At 31.6% G+C, this 20,716-nt stretch carries 17 protein-coding genes and 2 pseudogenes; 16 read left to right on the top strand and 3 right to left on the bottom strand.

The genetic code is table 11. The annotated features are described in order from the left end of the window. The first annotated feature begins 1 nt into the window (after window position 1). Window positions 2-220: a PLDc N-terminal domain-containing protein gene (locus HSX10_RS08290; protein WP_173587732.1), complete on the top strand. Its 219-nt coding sequence runs from the start codon at window positions 2-4 to the stop codon at window positions 218-220. Here the strand turns inward: HSX10_RS08290 and HSX10_RS08285 are convergent. Next, window positions 213-435: pseudogene (locus HSX10_RS08285) on the bottom strand (helix-turn-helix domain-containing protein); the annotation flags it as partial. The gene HSX10_RS08290 and the pseudogene HSX10_RS08285 sit on opposite strands and share 8 nt — an antisense overlap. Window positions 436-480: 45 nt before the next feature. Here HSX10_RS08285 and HSX10_RS08280 point away from each other — a divergent pair. The 3 genes and pseudogenes from HSX10_RS08280 (at window position 481) to HSX10_RS08275 (ending at window position 3,901) form a co-directional block, all read left to right on the top strand. After that, window positions 481-1,254, top strand: coding sequence for a GLPGLI family protein (locus tag HSX10_RS08280; RefSeq protein ID WP_173587731.1), 774 nt, complete (start codon window positions 481-483; stop codon window positions 1,252-1,254). An 85-nt stretch (window positions 1,255-1,339) separates the two neighbouring features. After that, window positions 1,340-1,522: pseudogene (locus tag HSX10_RS18900) on the top strand (carboxypeptidase-like regulatory domain-containing protein); the annotation flags it as partial. 228 nt (window positions 1,523-1,750) lie between these two features. Beyond that, on the top strand, window positions 1,751-3,901 hold the full coding sequence (locus tag HSX10_RS08275) for a TonB-dependent receptor (RefSeq protein ID WP_367651261.1): 2,151 nt from the start codon (window positions 1,751-1,753) through the stop codon (window positions 3,899-3,901). Between the two features lie 3 nt (window positions 3,902-3,904). On the opposite strand, the gene HSX10_RS08270 is transcribed toward HSX10_RS08275, so the two are convergent. Next, window positions 3,905-4,804, bottom strand: coding sequence for a helix-turn-helix transcriptional regulator (locus HSX10_RS08270; protein WP_173587730.1), 900 nt, complete (start codon window positions 4,802-4,804; stop codon window positions 3,905-3,907). A gap of 209 nt (window positions 4,805-5,013) precedes the next feature. On the opposite strand from HSX10_RS08270, the gene hemA reads away from it, so the two are divergent. From hemA to HSX10_RS08230, 8 genes are all read left to right on the top strand, one after another. Continuing rightward, the gene (gene hemA / locus HSX10_RS08265; RefSeq protein ID WP_173587729.1) at window positions 5,014-6,261 is read left to right on the top strand and encodes a glutamyl-tRNA reductase; all 1,248 of its coding nucleotides are present in this window, start codon (window positions 5,014-5,016) and stop codon (window positions 6,259-6,261) included. After that, complete coding sequence (gene hemC, locus HSX10_RS08260; protein WP_173587728.1) at window positions 6,254-7,831, top strand: hydroxymethylbilane synthase; 1,578 nt, start codon at window positions 6,254-6,256, stop codon at window positions 7,829-7,831. The genes hemA and hemC overlap by 8 nt, the downstream gene beginning before the upstream one ends. A gap of 58 nt (window positions 7,832-7,889) precedes the next feature. Then, window positions 7,890-9,641, top strand: a complete 1,752-nt coding sequence (locus HSX10_RS08255) for a TrkH family potassium uptake protein (RefSeq protein WP_173587727.1) — start codon at window positions 7,890-7,892, stop codon at window positions 9,639-9,641. A gap of 34 nt (window positions 9,642-9,675) precedes the next feature. Then, entirely contained in the window at window positions 9,676-10,392 is a 717-nt protein-coding gene (locus tag HSX10_RS08250) for a potassium channel family protein (protein ID WP_173587726.1), read from the top strand. 1 nt (window position 10,393) lies between these two features. After that, complete coding sequence (hemE, locus tag HSX10_RS08245; RefSeq protein WP_173587725.1) at window positions 10,394-11,422, top strand: uroporphyrinogen decarboxylase; 1,029 nt, start codon at window positions 10,394-10,396, stop codon at window positions 11,420-11,422. A gap of 72 nt (window positions 11,423-11,494) precedes the next feature. Next, window positions 11,495-12,280 (top strand): EI24 domain-containing protein, encoded by a 786-nt coding sequence (locus tag HSX10_RS08240; RefSeq protein WP_173587724.1) that lies wholly within the window; start codon window positions 11,495-11,497, stop codon window positions 12,278-12,280. Between the two features lie 58 nt (window positions 12,281-12,338). Continuing rightward, on the top strand, window positions 12,339-13,241 hold the full coding sequence (gene hemF, locus HSX10_RS08235; RefSeq protein ID WP_173587723.1) for an oxygen-dependent coproporphyrinogen oxidase: 903 nt from the start codon (window positions 12,339-12,341) through the stop codon (window positions 13,239-13,241). Between the two features lie 17 nt (window positions 13,242-13,258). Then, on the top strand, window positions 13,259-13,645 hold the full coding sequence (locus HSX10_RS08230; protein WP_173587722.1) for a YchJ family protein: 387 nt from the start codon (window positions 13,259-13,261) through the stop codon (window positions 13,643-13,645). Between the two features lie 69 nt (window positions 13,646-13,714). Here HSX10_RS08230 and HSX10_RS08225 read toward each other — a convergent pair whose 3' ends face one another. Beyond that, window positions 13,715-16,351: a DEAD/DEAH box helicase family protein gene (locus HSX10_RS08225; RefSeq protein WP_254453215.1), complete on the bottom strand. Its 2,637-nt coding sequence runs from the start codon at window positions 16,349-16,351 to the stop codon at window positions 13,715-13,717. A gap of 111 nt (window positions 16,352-16,462) precedes the next feature. Here HSX10_RS08225 and hemB point away from each other — a divergent pair, with 111 nt between their 5' ends. The 4 genes from hemB to HSX10_RS08205 all read left to right on the top strand — a co-directional run bounded on the left by hemB (window position 16,463) and on the right by HSX10_RS08205 (window position 20,412). Next, window positions 16,463-17,455, top strand: coding sequence for a porphobilinogen synthase (gene hemB / locus HSX10_RS08220; protein ID WP_173587720.1), 993 nt, complete (start codon window positions 16,463-16,465; stop codon window positions 17,453-17,455). A gap of 131 nt (window positions 17,456-17,586) precedes the next feature. Further along, a complete protein-coding gene (locus HSX10_RS18895; RefSeq protein WP_173587719.1) occupies window positions 17,587-18,981 on the top strand; it encodes a sensor histidine kinase in 1,395 nt (464 codons plus the stop codon). Between the two features lie 5 nt (window positions 18,982-18,986). Next, window positions 18,987-19,673, top strand: a complete 687-nt coding sequence (locus tag HSX10_RS08210; protein WP_173587718.1) for a response regulator transcription factor — start codon at window positions 18,987-18,989, stop codon at window positions 19,671-19,673. Between the two features lie 133 nt (window positions 19,674-19,806). After that, window positions 19,807-20,412, top strand: a complete 606-nt coding sequence (locus tag HSX10_RS08205) for a hypothetical protein (protein ID WP_173587717.1) — start codon at window positions 19,807-19,809, stop codon at window positions 20,410-20,412. The last annotated feature ends 304 nt before the right edge of the window (window positions 20,413-20,716 follow it).

Here is a 20,716-nt window from a genome sequence, read left to right as displayed (position 1 = left end):
TATGCTTTTTATTTCACCAATGCAAATTATTTTTATGGGAACATTACTAGTCGTAATGATTATTACAAGCTTAGTTTTAGCATCAAAAAACGAGAGTACTTTTAAGTTTTTAATTTGGGTAGCAATAATTTTAGGTTTACCTTTTATAGGAAGTGTTAGTTATTTAATAAAACATTATACGTCTTTAAATACAAAAAACAACAATGCTTTAGTTAACTAGAAACCGTTATATACTTCTTAGACGTAGTTACAAATTTCTTGTTAAAAGCCGCAATGGAATAGCTTCCAGTGCTGTAACCCACTCTTAGCCCAACTTCATTGACATTATAATCATCAGATTCTAAAAGTTTGCGTGCCACTTTCATTTTATAATCGAATAGAAAACTAAAAACTGAGTCGCCATAAATCTGCTTAAAAACCTTCTTTCATTTTTTCAATGATTAAAGCGACTGATTAACAAACCTTAATCGTTAAAATTACATGAAAATAATTTCTTATTCAATTATACTTTTTTATATCATTACTCATATTACCTATGCACAGAATATTAATTATGATGTTGAAATAGAATATACAATCTCCTTTAATACCGAAAGACCAACCACACAAAAAGGCATTTTATATTTAGATAGCTCGAGAAAAAAGTCCATGTTCATGTACGGGAAAAATACAGAATCTAGCATAAAACAAAGTGACGAGGAAAACACGGAATATGATTTATTTTCCGCAGGAAAGAAAAAAGTTTTTTACCAAGATTTCAATAAAGATACCCTTATATCAAGAATAAATTTATTTTCTGAACAATTCATAGTAGAAGAAAATATCCCACAATTGAAATGGGAAATTCATGATGAAGAAAAAATGCTTGATAAGTACCTTTTAAAAAAAGCAACTTTATACTTTAGAGGTAGAAATTATATTGCATGGTATTCGGAAGAGTATCCTTTGCCTTACGGACCTTGGAAATTTAGTGGTTTACCAGGGCTGATTATGGAAATATATGACACAACTAAACGTTACCATTGGCAAGTAAATTCAATCAAACAAACTGAAGAAACTGCTTTAGACTTGCAGCCTGTTTTAAAAGGAAAAGAAACTTTAACAATAAAACAATACGCTGACAGAAAATTTAACAATAATACACAGTTTAAAAGAATGGCAAGCAAACTCCCAAAAGGAGTACAAGTAACTCAAACAAAAGTTCCAAGAACAGGTTTCGAAATTAAATTTGAATGGGAAGAGAAAAAGAACTAATTCTATTAATTTTTTTATTTTTTAATGGTCTCATTTATTCCCAAACAATTATTTCAGGATTTGTTAAAAAAAAAATGGAAATTCAATTCCTTCAGCAAGTATCATTCTAAAAGATTCTCTTAGCTCTTCAACTATTGGATATACATTTTTAGATCAAAATGGAAACTATAAATTAACCACTAACCAATACGGTCATTTTAAGCTTTCGTTTTCCTCCCTTGGCTATAAAACCAAAATCATTTCCATTACTATTTTAAAAAATCAAAGCCATCTTAACTTAGATATCGTTTTAGAAGAGCAACCCATAGATTTAAAAGAAGTAATTATCCATGCAGAAAAACCTATTTCTATCCTTAAAGACACCATCCTTTTTAAAACTAGATTCTTTACTAATGGCACAGAACAAACGGTAGAAGACCTATTAAAAAAAATTCCAGGATTAAATATAGATAGTAACGGCACAGTTAAAGTAGGCAATCAAGAAATTGAGAAACTTATGATTGATGGAGACGATCTTTTTGAGAAAGGCTATAAAATATTGTCAAAAAATATGCCTGCCTATCCTATAGAAGAGGTTGAGGTATTAAAACGCTACTCAAACAATCGGTTACTAAAAGACATTGAAGAAAGCAATAAAATAGCTTTAAATTTGAAGCTAAAAGAAGATGCTAAACGTATTTGGTTTGGTAATGCAGAATTAGGTATTGGTAATGATGGTTTCTACCAACTAAAGGGCAACCTTATGAATTTTGGTAAAAAAAATAAATACTTTTTTTTAGCCAATGGCAACAGTGTTGGTTATGATACCACAGGAGATATTCAAAACCTTATTAGACCTTTTCGTTCTAATGAACCATCAAGTATCGGAGACAACCAATACGTTAGTAGTTTATTGAATTTATCTGCTGGTAGCTTAAATTTTAAACGTAGCAGAACCAATTTTAATAATGCAGAACTGGTTTCATTAAATGCTATATTTAATCCTACTGAGAAACTAAAAATAAAAACATTAGGCTTTTTTAATTGGGATGAAACCGATTTTTACAGAAATAAAATTGATAATGTCAATGCAAACAACACCAACTTTACCAATACCGAAGATTACAAACTAAGAAGTAAAAAAAGAATTGCATTTGGCAAGCTAGATTTAACTTACAACATATCTAAAACCAAAATGTTAGAAGCCACCACAAAGTTTAATAGTGGCAATTATAATGATGGTTCTAATTTGATATTTAATGGGAATTCTACAATAGAGAATCTAAAGCATCAAAATACATTATTTGATCAAAAAATCAATTACACCAATAAATTTACAGATAAAAAAGTCTTTTTACTTACAGGTCGCTTTACTCAAGAAAAATCACCACAAAATTATAGTATCAACCAATTTTTTTATCAAGATTTATTTCCAGATGCAACCAATGCAAACAACGTAAAACAACAAAGCACTAACCAAATGCAATTTGCAGGTGTAAGCGCACATTTATTAGATAGAAAACCTAATGGGAACTTATTAGAACTTCAATTTGGTAATGAATATCGAAAAGACAAATTAAATACTGAGTTTTCAATCTTAGAAAATGAAACTACTTTAGAACACCCCATAAATTACCAAAACAACACCACCTATACTGTTAATGATCTGTATGTAAAAAGCAAATACCGTTATAAAATAGGCGATTTTGGACTCACAGGAAAATTAAACATACATCAGCTTTTTAATCAATTAGAATTCAGCAATAGCTCAGAGAGCCAAAACCCTTTCTTTATTAACCCAAGCATAGGACTGGATTGGAAAATAAATGATAAAAATAAAATCATTTCATCTTATTCTTATAATACTACAAATGCAACAATTTTAGATGTATATAATAACTTTGTGCTTACTGGTTTCAGATCGTTTTCTACTGGCACTAGTAGTTTTAATCAATTAGATGCCTCTAGTATGTCGTTTAATTATCAATTGGGTAATTGGAGCGATCGCTTTTTTGCAAATACATTTATTTTGTACAGTAAAAATCACGATTTCTTTTCTACGAATACAAATATTGAACAAAATTTTACCCAATCGCGACAAATACTAATAAAAGACCGAGCGTTTATAAGTATAAATTCTAAACTCGATTATTATTTTAAGTTTATATCTTCTAATTTAAAACTAGATTTAGGCTACTCTAAAAGCGAATTTAAAAACATTGTAAATAATTCAGACCTAAGAACCATAACCTCTACTAATTATAATTACGGCATAGAATTACGTTCAGGTTTTAAAGGTGTCTTCAACTACCATATAGGTACAAAATGGACAACAAACGAAATAGAAACTACAATTAATAACGCTTATACTAACAATGAAAGTTTTTTAGACTTAACCTTTATTTTTAATGACAAATTTGATTTACAGTTACAATCTGAGCGTTATTATTTTGGAAATATACAAACAACGGATAACACGTATTATTTCTTAGATTTTAATGCCAGATATCAACTCCTAAAAAGTAAACTATCTTTGGGTTTAACCGGTAAAAACCTATTCAACACTAAAACCTACAGAACATTCTCAATAAGCGATATTGGCTCTTCTTCCACCGAATATAGGTTACTACCAAGACATGTGCTATTAAAACTAGAATATAGGTTCTAAAACCTAACTAGAAGCCGTTATATACTTCTTAGGCGTCGTCCCAAATTTCTTCTTAAAAGCCGCAATAAAATGGCTTCCGGTGCTGTAACCCACTCGTAACCCAACTTCGTTAACATTATAATCACCAGATTCTAAAAGTTTACGTGCCACTTCCATTTTATAATCGAATAGAAAACTAAAAACCGAGTCGCCATAAATCTGTTTAAACCCTTCTTTTAATTTTTTTAAGCTCAGATCTATTTCATCTGCTAATTCTTGCAAACTTGGCGGTTCTGACATATTAGCAATAATAATATCTTTTGCCTTTTTCAGTTTAGCGACATTAACCTCATCTACTAAAAACGGACATTGTTCAATATCAGCATCTTCACTTCTATTAAAAAATAGACTCAACAACTCGTAAGCTTTACCTTTAAAATACAATGATTTAATAGAATTATTAAGATTAAAACTAATTAACTGATTTAAAACCACAGCCATTGATGGAGAAATTTTTCCATCCTTATAATACTTTTTATCCTTATTATCATCCATTAAAAAAGTAACGTAATTGGTATCTTCAGAAAATAAACCATGAAACTTCTTAATAGAAATCACTAAAGACACCAACCAAGAATGCGGTTGTAATTCTAAATGAATAGGTAAATCGCGCTCAGGATTATAAAGTAATAAAGACGTTTCTTCATCAATATTTAAAGTATAACGCCCTTGGTTAAACACAAAAGCAGCAGTTCCTTTATTACAAAAATGAAACTGAATATAGCTGCTATCTATCTTCCGTTCAAGAATTTCTACAGTATCATTTTCATTTTTATGCGTTAAAACAAAAAAGCCTTCTTCTAGATATGTTTCTTCAAAAGTACCTTTAGCGATACTTTTTAAGTCCTTTTTTTCTGAATTCATTTCTCCATTATTTAGATCTATTCTAAACAAGAAGCTCGAAAGCTCTTGATTACATGCAAAAGTATGATTTTTATCATGTTTTCGTTAAAAACGAGGCTAAAAAACCACAAGCGATACTTAAAGTTCTCCTAGCGTTGTTTTTTTAAAAATATCGAAATTACATTTGCGCCGTTACTTTCCAAAGTCAGGTAAACGAGCGAACGTCACAAATGCAACATAAAAGCAAATATTTTTACGCGATAGGTCTCAGCTATAAAAAAGCTGATGCGGAAGTGCGTGGTCATTTTAGTCTTAGCGATACCGCTAAAGAAAACGTATTGACCCAAGCCAAAGAGAATGGTATAGAGAGTCTATTGGTAATTTCAACCTGTAATCGTACAGAAATTTATGGTTTTGCAGAACATCCATTTCAGCTGATTCATTTATTATGTGAAAACACTAAAGGAACTGTAGAAGAGTTTCAAGAAGTCGCTTACGTACATAAAAATAAAGAAGCCATTAACCACATGTTTCGTGTAGGTTCTGGTTTAGATAGTCAGATTTTAGGTGATTTTGAAATTATCTTTCAACTTAAAGCTGGTGCAAGAGCTTCTAAAAAATTCAACTTACTTAATTCATTTACCGAGCGTTTAGTAAATTCGGTAATTAGAGCAAGTAAACGTATTAAAAACGAAACACTATTATCTTCAGGTGCAACATCTGTATCTTTTGCCTCTGTTCAATATATAATGAACAACGTAGAAAATATTTCGAAAAAGAATATTCTACTCTTCGGAACAGGTAAAATAGGTAGAAATACATGTGAAAATTTAGTAAAACACACTAAAAATCCTCACATCACCTTAATTAATAGAACCAAAGGTAAAGCAGAAGAAGTAGCAGGTAAATTTAATCTTGTGGTTAAAGATTACGATAATTTAGCCGAAGAATTAAACGCTTCAGATATTGCCATTGTTGCAACAGGTGCTCACAGCCCAACGGTTTATAAAGATTTAATTTCAACTACAAAACCTTTATTAGTTTTAGATTTATCTATTCCAAAAAATGTGAATGAAGATATTAGAGAACATTCTAATATTACGCTTGTACATTTAGATGATTTAGCTAAAATTACGGATGACACTTTAGAAAAACGTAAAGCATTTATTCCTGACGCTGAAGGTATAATTGTAGAAATTACAGCCGAATTTAATGCTTGGTTAGACACCTTAAAGTTTGTACCTACCATTCAGGCTATAAAACATAAGTTGACAGATTATAAAAATTCTGAACTTAACAACCAACGCAAAAAAATAGCTGATTTTAATGAAGATCAGGCCGAATTGATTAGTAATAATATTATTCAAAAAATCACCAATCAATTTGCACACCACTTAAGAGAAGATAGTGATTCTTCTGATGAAAGCATAGAGCTCATCAAAAAAATATTCCAGTTAGAAACTACAGATAATGTCTAAAATTATTCGCATTGGCACACGCGACAGCCAGCTCGCTATGTGGCAAGCAAAAACCGTTCAATCTCAACTTGAAAGATTGGGTCACAAAACCGTACTTGTACCTATAAAATCTACCGGAGACTTAGTTCTAGATAAACCCTTATACGAAATGGGAATTACTGGAGTTTTTACTAAGACTTTAGATGTTGCTATGCTGAAAGGCGCCATTGATATTGCAGTTCACTCATTAAAGGACGTACCAACTGTTTTACCAAAAGGTATTATACAAGCTGCTGTTTTAAAACGTGGAAATGTTAATGACACCTTAGTTTTTAAAGATAACGAAGAGTTTTTATCTGCTAAAGACGCCATTATTGCTACAGGAAGTTTAAGACGCCGTGCACAATGGTTAAACCGCTACCCAACGCATACAATAGTTGGTTTACGTGGTAATGTAAATTCACGATTAGAAAAATTAGACGAGAACGAAGATTGGGATGCTGCTATTTTTGCAGGGGCTGGTTTAGGACGTTTAAATCTTACACCTGAAGACGCTATTAATCTACATTGGATGATTCCTGCACCAGCACAAGGAGCAGTTATGATTACAGCATTAGAAGCAGATGAAGAAACACGTGCTATTTGTGCCGAAATTAATCACGAAGAAACAGAAATAAGCACATCAATTGAGCGCGAGTTTTTAAATCGTCTTGAAGGCGGTTGTTCTGCACCAATCGGAGCTTTAGCTTACATTAAAGACGAAGAGGTTAATTTTAAAGCTATTCTTTTAAGTACAGATGGTTCTAAAAAGATCGAAGTTTCTAAAGTTGTCCCTCTTGGTAGTCATCATAATTTAGCAGAATTCTGTGCTGATTATGTTATTGGTAAAGGAGGGAAAATTTTGATAGACGAATTAGGTCAAGGTGATAAAGTCACTAATATTTATTCAACTAAGAAATTAACAAAAGATCAGGTTGCTAAGTTTCACGAAGATGTTGTTGCTGTAAGTAACGATGATATTAAAACGAATCCTAACCGATTAAATAAAAATATCGTTCGTAACGAGATTGAAAATGTCATTATCACAAGCCAGAATGCTGTAGAAGCCTTACTAACTAACTTCTCTGCTATAGAATTACAATTCAAAAACATATATTGTGTTGGTAGACGTACTAAACGCTTGGTAGAAAAACGCATAGGCAAAGTAAAGCACCATGAATCTTATGCTAAAAATTTAGCTGAACATATGGCTGAATTTATGGATGGTACAGAAGTAACTTATTTTTGTAGTAACTTAAGGTTAGATACGATTTCAGATATCCTATCTGAAAACAACATTAAAGTTAACGAAGTTGAGGCTTACGAAACAAAACTAGACGCTAAAAAAATTGAAGAAGATTTAGATGGCGTTATGTTTTACAGCCCATCTACAGTTCAAAGTTTCTTACAATTAAACGAAGCAAAAGGAATTGCCTTTTGTATTGGAGAAACAACAGCTATAGAAGCTAAAAAGCACTTTAAAGAAGTACGCGTAGCAAAAGTTCCTTTAGTAGAAAGTGTTGTAGAATTAGTTAATGAATACTATAGTTAATAGTAAATTTACACCTATTTTAAAAATAGGTGTTTTAAAATAAACCATAGTGATTTAAATGTCAAAGCTAGAAAGACAATCTGTCCTCAATTACATTTATCGTTTTTTCGATATTATTGTATTGTTCTTTATTGTCTTTGATTTTGGTTATGATCATACTGATAATTTTACATCACCACATGTCTTTGGTTTAATTGCTTTATCAGTCTTATTAATCATTTTTAATGCTGTTAAACTTTATGCTTATAAGTATAAAAAAAACCAAAGAGTTGCACTTGTTAATATTGTTATCATCTCAATATTACTATTAGCTTCTGGTTTTTTAGCAATTACGCATAGACATAACGATTATCATTATATTTTACAAAAAATAAAGCCAATATTAGAATTAGGTCTTGTTTTATACTTCTTACTTAGACTGCTAGTTTTTGTACGTTACATTTATGAAAAGTATTTTAATCCTGCCATCGTATTTGTAGGAAGCTTTTTTATACTAGCCATCTTAGGTGCTTTTTTATTAATGCTACCAAGTGCAACTACAAATGGTATAAGCTTTACAAATGCTTTATTTACAGCCACAAGCTCTGTTTGTGTAACAGGCCTAGCGGTATTAGATACCAGTAAAGACTTTACTATTGTAGGACAATCTATTATCCTAGTTCTAATACAATTAGGCGGTTTAGGTATTTTAACATTCACCTCTTTTTTCGCCTTCTTTTTTAGAGGAAGTTCATCCTTTAAAGAAGGTTTAAATACGCGAGATTTTATTGCTCAAGATGGCCTTAAAGATGTTTTTCGTGCGGCACTAAATGTGGTAATTTTCACAATGTCTTTAGAAATGATTGGAGCCATATTTATTTATTCTTCAGTTATAGATAACACCGTTATTAAAGATAGAATTTTCTTCTCAGTTTTTCACTCTATATCTGCTTTTTGTAACGCTGGATTTTCCATTTTACCATCCGGATTATTTGAAAAAAGCATCCGTTTTAACTATAGTTTTCAATGGATAATTATGATGCTTGTTATTTTTGGTGGATTAGGTCATAATATTATTTTCAACTACTATAAGAAAATTAAAATCTTCTTCTTAGAATTATTTGATCCTGAAGGTGTACATAAACGAATAAGCATCATTACACTAAACACAAAGATCGTTATATACACTACAGTAATATTATTATTTTTAGGTTGGGTTGTATTCTTTATTTCAGAATACAACAACACTATGTTAGAGCACACAACTTTAATAGGTAAATTAACAAACGCAGCCTTTAACTCGGTAAGTCCAAGAACAGCCGGTTTTAATGTTATTGATTATAGCCAAATGACTGTTCCATCATTGTTGTTTGTGATATTTTTAATGTGGATTGGAGCATCACCAGCATCTACAGGTGGTGGTATAAAAACAAGTACATTTGCATTAGCAACACTAAATATTTTCACCGTTGCAAGAGGTAAAACACGTATTGAGATTTTTGGAAAAAGAATATCATCACAATCCACCTCAAGAGCGTTTGCTATTTTAAGTATTTCACTTATAGTTATTGGCTTAGCAATAATGGCATTGTTGGTATTTGAACCTAAAAACACACCTATATTAAATATTGTTTTTGAATGTTTTTCTGCCTTTAGCACCGTTGGCTTAAGTTTAAATTTTACACCAACTTTAAGTGAGGCTAGTAAATATGTTATCATTTTAATCATGTTTATTGGTCGTATAGGAATGCTCAACTTAATGATTGGTTTATTAAAACAAATAAACCATCAGTTTTACGAGTATCCTAAAGAGAATATTTTAATTAACTAAGGTTATTTTACAAAGCATATAAATTTTTATAAAGATGAAAGTAATCGTTATCGGACTCGGAAATTTTGGAAATGCACTCGCATTAAGTCTTACAGAAACAGGTAATGAAGTCATTGCCATAGACAGAGATATGGAGAAAATAAATTTGTTAAAAGATTTAGTTTCTCACACCATCTGTATGGACTCTACAAACGAATTAGCTTATGATGCTGTACCATTAAAAGACGCAGATAAAGTGGTCGTTGCTATTGGTGAAAATGAAGGTGCTGCCATAATTACAACAGCTATCCTTAAAAAACTAAGCGATGTAAAGATTATTAGCCGTGCCATATCTCCTATTCACGATACCGTTTTAGAAGCGATGGGAGTGAATAGTATTGTTCACCCAGAACAAGATTCCGCAAGACGATTAACTCAACAAATTAACTTTAAATCTACTTTAGAAAACTATCAATTAGATAATAATTTCACCATTTCTGAAGTAAAAGCTAAAAAAGATTTCTTCAATAAATCTTTAAAAGAACTTGATACAACAAACAAGTTTAAACTGACATTAATTACCATTATTCGTGAAAAAGAAATTCATAATATAATAGGTAAAAAACATATAATTAAAGAAAGTATAGGTCGAATCAATTCAGAAACCGTAGTACAAGAACATGATACTTTAGTCGTTTACGGAAACAACAAAGACATAGAGAATTATTGCGCAGGACAAGAAGAATACGATTTGAGAAATAAAAATATATAACATGATTAAGAACGATTTATTTTTAAGAGCATTAAAAGGGGAAACAGTAGAACGTCCACCAGTATGGATGATGCGTCAAGCAGGACGTTATTTACCAGAGTTCATGGAAATTAAAGCGAAGTATGATTTTTTTACACGCTGCCAAACACCTGAATTAGCAAGTGAAATTACCGTACAACCTATTCGTCGTTATGGTATGGATGCTGCTATTTTATTTTCAGATATTTTAGTAATTCCACAAGCTATGAATATTGAGGTAGAAATGAAACCAAATTTTGGTCCTTATTTACCAAACCCTATTCGTTCTCAAAAAGATGTCGATAATGTTATTGTTCCTGATGTAAAAGTAGCTCTAAACTATGTTTATGAAGCTGTAAAAGCGACTAAAGAGAAACTTAATGATGAGATTCCTTTAATTGGTTTTGCTGGTTCGCCATGGACTATTCTTTGTTATTGTGTGCAAGGACAAGGTTCTAAAAACTTTGATAAAGCCAAAGAGTTTTGTTTTACGAATCCTATAGCTGCTCACGGTTTACTACAAAAAATAACAGACACAACCATTGCTTATCTTAAAGAAAAAGTAAAAGCGGGTTGTAATGCTGTACAAGTATTCGATTCTTGGGGAGGTATGTTATCTCCAGTAGATTATCAAGAATTTTCTTGGCAATATATGCAACAAATCATTGACGCTTTAAAAGACGATGCTCCGGTAATTGCTTTTGGAAAAGGATGTTGGTTTGCTTTAGATACTATGGCAAAATCTGGTGCTTCTGCTTTAGGAGTAGATTGGACATGTTCTCCTAAAAACGCACGTTACTTAACAGGTGGAAATATTACTTTACAAGGTAATTTTGATCCAACACGTTTATTTTCGCCACCAGCTGAAATTAAAAAGATGGTCACACAAATGATTAACGATTTCGGAAAAGATAAATACATCGTTAATTTAGGACACGGTATTTTACCAAACATTCCTTTAGAAAACGCCAAAGCATTTATAGATGCTGTTAAAGAATATAAAGCAGAATAAGTAAATCTTCAATTATTGTAACTTATCATACGTTTTAACGTCTTTTAAGTAGAGTTAATTAAAAACAATAATATGATCAATAACATATTAAAAGGTATAAAAGCCTATTCAGGATCTTTCGCTTTAATTTCAAAATTAAAACTTTGGAAATATTTTGCAATTCCTGTGCTTATTAGCATTATTACCGCCACTATTATCGGATTGATGTCTTATGGCCTTTCTGATAATATGGGGCGCTTTATAGCTAAAGCCTGGACTTGGGAATGGGGCAAAGAAACCTTTACAACCATCTCCACCTTTATAGGTGCTATTATGATTGTGGCTATAGGATTAATTCTATACAAACACATCATTATGGCATTGTCTGCGCCTTTTATGAGTCCAGTTTCTGAAAAAATTGAAGAGCACATAACGGGAGTTGACAGACATAATCATAGAAAAACCTCTTTCCAAGAGCAATTATGGAGAGGTATACGCATCAATGTTAGAAATTTAGGAAAAGAACTACTTGTAACCATACCCATTTTATTATTGAACTTCATTCCTTTAATAGGAAGTATTGCTGCTACAGTTATTTTGTTTTTAGTACAGGCTTATTATGCCGGCTTTGGTAACATGGATTATACTTTAGAGCGCCATTTTAAATATAAAGAAAGTCTACGATTTGTAAGAAAGTATCGTGGTGTAGCCATAGGTAATGGTATTATTTTCATGCTATTTTTATTCATTCCATTTATTGGTGTTATTATCGTTTTACCTTTAAGTGTTACGGCTGCATCTTTAAAAACAGTAAATCTTTTAAAGGAAGAAAACCTTTTAAATAAAAAGCTTTCTAACTTAGAGAAACTGAAAGCGTAGTCCATTTAAGACCTATTATGTTTTAAAAACTTTCAATTCTAAAAACTTAACAAATTCAATGAAAGATAAATTCTTCAAATACATCCACCAATTACAAGATACCATCACCTCTAAATTAGAAGAAGTCGATGGTAAAGTTAAATTTCAAGAAGATATTTGGGAACGTCCAGAAGGTGGCGGTGGAAGAACACGTGTTATAGAAAATGGTGCTGTTTTTGAAAAAGGAGGTGTTAATATTTCTGGTGTTCATGGTAAATTACCAGACAGTATGCAGAAGTATTTTGGCGTGGAAGATGCTGATTTTTTTGCCTGCGGATTAAGTTTGGTCTTGCATCCAACAAATCCAATTGTGCCAACAGTACATGCGAATTGGCGTTATTTTGAAATGTATGATAAGGAAGGTAACATCGTAGATCAATGGTTTGGTGGCGGACAAGATTTAACACCTTATTATTTGTTTGAAGAAGATGCAAAACACTTCCACCAGACATGCAAAACAGCTTGCGACAAACACAACTCTGAATTTTACCCAAAATATAAGGCACGTTGCGATGAATATTTCCATAATGCACACCGAAATGAAGGCCGTGGTATTGGTGGATTATTCTTTGATTATTGCAAAGCTACCGAAGAAATGGACATGCAGAACTGGTACAATTTTGTAACCGAAGTAGGCGATAGTTTCTTAGAAGCTTATGTACCCATTGTTGAAAAACGAAAAAATATAGAATATACCAAACCTCAGCGAAATTGGCAAGAAATACGCCGTGGTCGTTATGTGGAATTCAATTTAGTTCATGATAAAGGCACACTCTTTGGATTAAAAACCAATGGACGAATAGAAAGTATTCTGATGAGTTTACCACCACATGTGCAATGGGTTTATGATCATAATCCAGAATCTGGAAGTGAAGAAGAAAAATTAATTAAGGTGCTACAAAACCCTATAGATTGGGTTTGAATTAAATATACTTAATTATGAATTGCCATTGCGGAAACAAAAAAATCTACCAAGAATGCTGTGAAATTTTTCATTTAAACAATGGAAAAACAGACACCGCCGAACAACTTATGCGTTCTCGATATAGCGCATTTGTTTTAGCTGATGGCGATTATTTAATGGCAACACACCATAAATCTACACGACCAATAAAAGAGAAAAAAACCATTGTAAAATGGGCAAAATCGGTGCAATGGATAAGATTGGAAGTCTTAGAAACTATCAAAGGGTCGGAAAGGGATACAAAAGGTACTGTAACTTTTAATGCTTATTTCTTTGAAAATGGAAAAGTAGATATCATCCATGAAAAATCAGCTTTTGTAAAAGAGCATGGGCAGTGGTTTTATTTAGGTTTAAGTCAGTAAACAAATTAATACTTTGCAGGTTTCAAAAAAAACTAACAGATCTATTATTCGAGTCTACACCTTAATAAACTATTTCCAAACCACAACCTCTTTTGTAACTTCCTTAAAAGCATTATACACATGATATAATCTTGCTTTTAACAATAACTTTCTCCCCTCTACACTTCTTGTAAATAAGAGTTTTGTTTTTCCTAAATAAGTATTCCAATGCTTTTGAAACACCAAAGCATTTTCCTTTTTGTCCCCAAATAATTCAGGAACAGGATAGAAATTCTCTACGTCAAAACGCTTTCGTAATACGTTAGTTTTAATAATTAAATATCTAGGAGATTCAATTGGTTCTAGAAGTTGACTTAATGCTTTAGCAAACAAGGAATTTTCAAGAGCATTAGCACCAACCAAATTGCAGACTACATCTCCTTTTCCTAATAGATAAGAATTTACACTAATAGCGTCTCTATTAGACGTAAGGTAACCAAGCTCTTGCAATGTATCTAGAATTGCTAATCCTATTTTACCTATCTTTTTATAAAGATAACCATGCCGTATATACAGTTTTAAAGCTTTATAAAACTTGTAACCAAACCCAAAAACAAAGGCTGCTAAAAATGTATAAATAAAGTAGTAAAAACCACGTTGCAGAATGAGATGGAAACTTTCCACAACAAATTCAACATAAAAAAGAAGCACCGTAAAAAATAATTCGACTACAAAAAACCGAAGCACATCAAAATAATAAATTTGCTTTTGTGCCTTAAAAGGGCGGTTTCCAGAATGTAAAACCTTAATCTCTTTGGTTAACTTTGTTCCTTTACCAATAGCATTATTCCATTTTTCGGTAACTAAAACACGTTTCTTAGCGTGGTTTAAAGTGGCTATATTTAAAGTTTCAATAGCATCTACGGGAATTTCATCAGGAATATCTAAACGTTCAAAACCATTTGAAATAAACGGAATGGTACTATTAGTAACCCCTACAAAAGCTTCAAAACGACGTTTTAGTGTATCTACTTCTTTTCCGCCATCTAAAACTGTAGGATCTACACAAGCCAAATGCCAAATATTTCCGGTTTTATTAGGTTGATTTGCATCTTTCCGAATCGCTCGACCACGCATTTGATTAGAGGACACAAACGAACCTATAAAAGAAGCCAGAATTAAGCTATTTATAGAAGGTGCATCCCAACCCTCTCCTAATAAAGATTTTGTACCAATGAGGACTTTAATATATCCGGCTTCAAAAAGTTGCGTAATGATGCTTACTATAGAAGTATTTGACTTCCCTTTAGCACTAACCAATAAAAACGAAGCGTCTGTTTGTAATGGCAAAAAGCTAAAACTATCTAAAGCTTCAATCGTTTCAAACACCTCTAAAATAGACTGATGTATAATAACAATGCTTCCAGAAAGTACTGCTAATTCCTCTGGCTTTTGACAATAATGCCTTACATATTGAAAAATAGGAAGCACTCCAATTTTGTTAATATCCTTTATACCTTCATCTTTAACATTTAAAAACTCTTTCCGAATGTAATCTGTAAGAATAACACATCGTAAATCGGCTTTTAAACTTACCCGTTCTGCGTTAACAATACTCACAATACTTTTAAGTTTACTAGGACTGTTAGAAAGGGATTTATACAATAATTGTTCACCTATAAAATCTATCGATTTTTTTTCAAAAACATGAAGTCGTCGTAATTTTTTTTCTAATTTTAAAAGGTATTCTTCCTGCTCAATAAGTTGCTCTCTATCAGAAACTAACAAATATTTAAACAAAATACCAAGCCAATGCAAATCGAGTTCAGGAAACTGAATTATTTCTTGTTTACCAAACCCTAAAACTTCTAATTTTTGATGGTCAATACCAAAACCGCAAGCGTATAAAAAAATAAGAATTGAAGAAAAATATTCGGTGTTAGTATAGAGTTCTTCTAGGTGCCAATTTGGGTTTTTATAAAAACGGTGATGTGTTAAAAAGGAAATAAAATCTTCATCCTTTAATAATTCATCTTTAAAATTAGCAATATCTCTTCGGTAATCTACAATAAAATTGATCTCTAAATCTTCAGGTTTTGAAAAATACACAAAATCTTGATGCGGACTTAAATCGCGTTCACGAACCAAATCTGGAACCGCAATTTCATCATCAACTTCACCACAAAGAGTAAAATATTTAGAAACCTCTGCCCTACTACTATCATATGGAGGCGTAGCCGTAAGTGCCACAATATAGAAATCAGAATTCTTTTTTAAATCCATTAAACAAGTCCACCACGCATTTTTTAAATGGTGTGCTTCGTCTAAAACAATGGTTTCAATCTGATGTTTTTTAAAAAATTTATAATAGTCTTCTTTATCCTCAAATGTCTTATAAAAGGCATGAAGGGACTGGTAGGTAGAGAAAGTAATGTCGCTAGGCGCTTTTAAATCGAAAGAAAAAGCTTCAAAATTAGCAGTTTTCGTAAAAAAAGACTGCAATCTGTTTTCCCATTGGTTCCTAATAGTCAATGTTGGCGCTAAGACTAAAGTTTTCTTTCCAAGCCTCCTAATTATCTCTAATCCTAAGATGGTTTTTCCAGAACCGGGAGGTGCAATAACATGAAAATGGTGATCTGCTATATGACCATTAAAATCTTTTAAAAGTTCTGCCTGATAGCTTCGCCAAGGATAAATAAATTGTAAAAGTCTTAAGCTTTCTAGCAATATAAAATGGGTTATAATGAGTAACTTTGTAGGCATTAAAAGTAATCATAAAACTTAAACTAAAAACCTGTCTGGTTTTTAAAACCAAACTGGTCTATAAAAAACATAATCATGTTTCCAATACAAAGAAATAGAAGACTGAGAACTAGCGAAGCTATTAGAAGTTTAGTTAGAGAAACTTACATCACACCAAACGATTTTTTAGTACCACTTTTTGTGGTGGAAGGAAAAGGTGTTAAGGATGAAATTCCTTCAATGCCAAATTACTTTAGGTTTAGTTTAGACACACTTCAAAATGAAGTAAAAGAACTATGGTCTTTAGGTTTAAAATCTGTTTTACTATTTGTTAAAGTAGACGACAAATTAAAAGATAACAAAGGTACAGAAGCTATAAATCCTAACGGATTAATGCAACGCACTATAAAAGCAGTAAAAGATGCATGTCCAGGCATGTTAGTAATGACAGATGTAGCTTTAGATCCTTATTCTGTTTACGGCCACGATGGTATTGTAGAAAAAGGTATTATATTAAATGATGAATCTTCTAAAGTCTTAGCAGAAATGGCATTAAGCCATGCCGTAGCAGGTTCTGATTTTATTGCACCTAGCGATATGAATGACGGAAGAACTTTAAGAATTCGTCAGTTACTAGAGCAGGAAGGTTTTAAAAACACTGGGATTATGGCTTATACCGCAAAATATGCTTCGGCGTTTTATGGTCCTTTTCGAGATGCTCTCGATTCTGCCCCAGTTGATTTGGTAGATGTGCCAAAAGACAAAAAAACATATCAAATGGATTACGGCAATAGATTAGAAGCCGTTCGTGAAACCCTTATAGATATTGAAGAAGGTGCAGATATTGTAATGGTAAAACCAGGATTATGCTATCTAGATATTGTCCGTGAAATTAAAAATGCAGTGAATGTGCCTGTTGCTGTTTATCAAGTTTCTGGTGAATATGCCATGTTAAAAGCTGCAGCTGAAAAAGGATGGTTAGATCATGATGCTGTGATGATGGAACAAGTGACTGCAATTAAGCGCGCTGGTGGTGATATTATTGCAAGTTATTTTGCAAAGGATGTTGTAAAGCTTATTAATGGTTAAACAATAGCCTACAATTAAACTAAGAACTGCTAACCACGATATTTATAATTTAAGTTAATGCAAGGTTAACGGGTTCTGTTTTTGCGCTTATTAAAATCTACAGCTTACATTTGTGAATACATCATAATCTTGTGAACAAAAAGATAAATATTTTAATAAGCGCATCTATTTTAGGATTATTAGCCTTGTCTCTTATTCAAGGCTATTTAATTAATAACACTTACAAATTAAAAAAAGAAGCTTTTATAAACGATACTAGACGTTCTATTTCTCGTATTGACGATTTCTCACCTACACTAGATTCTCTCTCAAACATCTGGCAAGAAGATTTGTTAACAACCCTTACTGATTACAAAGTTAAAACAGCTACAAAAACAGATGTTATCAATAACCTACAACGCGTTATTGACTCTATAAACGAACTGTTTAAACAAGGTTATCAAAAAGAATTACTTAAAAACAATATACCGTATGGCATAAAATATCATAAAAGCGTTAAGCATATTATCCTGATGGACTCCATAAGTAATGATACCATTTATGATTATAAAAAAATGCCTAAAGCCATAATATTAGGAGATAGTATCCCTGTAAAAAACGAATTATATATAAGCAATACACTCTGGGAAACAGATCATTTAGACACACGAGAAATTGACGGAAAAGCTGTAAATACCTCATTATATCTTATGTTTCATACCGAAGATGTAATGGATATAGACGGCTGGAAAACCGAAGTTTTTAAACAAATGATCGGTCTTTTAATGCTATCGCTTCTTATATTTTGTTTTGTTTTTGGACTACTTTACTATTCTATAAAAAATCTTATCACACAAAAGAAAATTGCAGATATAAAAACGGATTTTGTTAATAATATTACTCACGAATTAAAAACACCTTTAACTACCTTAAGCTTAGCTAGCGAAATGCTTAAAAACCCTCTAGTAAAAAAAGATAGCCAACATTTTGATGCTACTATAAATACTATTGAACGCCAAAATAAAAGACTTCAAAAACTAATTGATCAAGTACTTAGTAACAGTTTGGGATACAAAGAAATTAAACTTATTAAAAAGCCCGTAGAAATTGAAGCCTATTTAAATACCGTTTTAGATGATTTTTCACTAATCCCATACACGAAAAATGTGACATTGAATCGTGTGTTTTTAGCAAAAAATAAAGTTATTAAAATTGATAAATTTTATATCACAACAGCACTCTTAAATATTCTTGAAAATGCCGTAAAATACTCAAACGACAACTGCGTTATTACTTTTAATGCAGAAATTGATTCCGATTTAAAAATTAGCATTACAGATCACGGTATTGGCATTTCTGAAGAAAACCACAAACATCTTTTTGATAAATTCTACCGCGTAGAAGACAAGGCACTTCATAATGTAAAAGGTTTAGGTTTAGGCTTGTATTATTCTAACCAAATAGTAAAAGCACACCACGGCACTATTACAGTGAAGAGCGAAAAAGATATAAAAACAACTTTTGTTATAACACTTCCCATAAATTAATAGTTATGAAACACATCCTCTTAGCAGAAGACGATTTAGATTTTGGGAACATTTTAAAGCAATATTTAGAACTTTCTGGTTATACCATCACTTGGGCTAAAGACGGACAAGAGGCTTTAGATCTTTTTAAAACTGAAACCTTTAATATCTGTGTTTTTGATGTGATGATGCCAAAACTTGATGGATTTTCATTAGCTAAACAAATCATTGCCATTAATCCTGAAACTCCTTTCATATTTTTAACCGCAAGAAAACTGAAAGATGATAAAATTAAAGGATTAAAACTAGGTGCAGACGACTACATTATTAAACCATTTGAAGCCGATGAATTGGTATTACGTTTAAATAATATTTTAAAACGAACTCAAAATCATTCCAATCAAATTAAAACCTCTAGTGTTGTAACTATTGGTAATTACTCTCTAGACACGCAGCGACTAGAGTTAACCTGTAAAGACTTCAAAAAACAACTCACTCAAAAAGAAGCTGAACTAATTCTTTTTCTTTTTCAACATAAAAACCAACTTCTAAAGCGCGAAGCTATTTTAAAAGCCGTTTGGGAAAATGACGATTTTTTCTCAGGGAGAAGCATGGACGTTTTTATTAGTCGGTTACGAAAATATTTTAAACACGATTCTTCTATTTTAATTAAAAGCACTCGCAATATTGGTTTAGAATTTAAAGTCAATTAACAAAAAATTCAACTGTTGGTTAACGCTAGGTTAACGCTTCTCATTTTCTTTTTTTTAGGATATTTCTCTTCTAATTTTGAATCATCAATAAAAACGAACAGTTATGAATGTTTCAAAATCAAATCAAAAAATCATGAAAATCTTAAACAAAAAAATCGGATTCCTTGTCGTTGCTACTTTATTTTCGGCTATACAAGGCCAATCGCAAACAGCACCCAATCCACCAACACCTCCAACAACAATGAGTGTTTCATCATCTAATATCTCACAGTCTATTTCTATAGAAGAAAATAATGATGTACAACATAGTAGCTCTATTTCTGTTTCAAATTCTGACGACGCCTATAAATTTAGAGCACGATATGACAATTCAAAAAATGAAGGAATAAAAGCTTTAGTATTAAAACAATTAGGAAGAGATAATCTACATATTAGCGGTAAAACATACCTATGGACTATCGAAAAAGATAATAATAAGACTTTCGAATGCAAATTAAATAAAGGAAATATTAAAATTTTCGTAAATAAAAATAAAGTTTCACATTCGTTTCAAAATAAAATAATTGAACTCGGAAAAGACTTGAAAAATTATATTTCTGGCACAGATACTGATAAAGAAGAAGCTAAAAACACAGAAGAAGCTAAGCAAAATCTTGAAAAAGCCAAAAGAGAACTAGAAAAAGCACAGCAAGAATTAGAACGTGCCGAGCAAGCTGCTAAACGAGAAACAGAAAATTAAAAAACAATTTTATTATTTATTTTTAGAGAAACGTCCTTATCAAAATTTGCTAAGGACGTTTCTTATAAGATCACTCTATCACCTAGCAAAAGGTCAATCTATCTTATGTTTATTATTACATCGCAACGGATTCTTGTTTCATTCTATTTCAAAAAACAATAGTATCTAGATTTAGATAATCATCCAGAAGATTTTTAAACTGAACCATAATTTCAAACAAACTGCTTGTTTATCTTAAAAATAAATGCAAAAATTTTCCTACATTTGGTTTCGAATATTTTGAATAACAAACAAATTAATTTCG

This window comes from Winogradskyella undariae (assembly GCF_013285155.1).
Lineage (GTDB): Bacteria > Bacteroidota > Bacteroidia > Flavobacteriales > Flavobacteriaceae > Winogradskyella > Winogradskyella undariae.
Note: the sequence above shows the minus strand (reverse complement) of the source record. Positions and strands in the feature narration are given on the sequence as shown.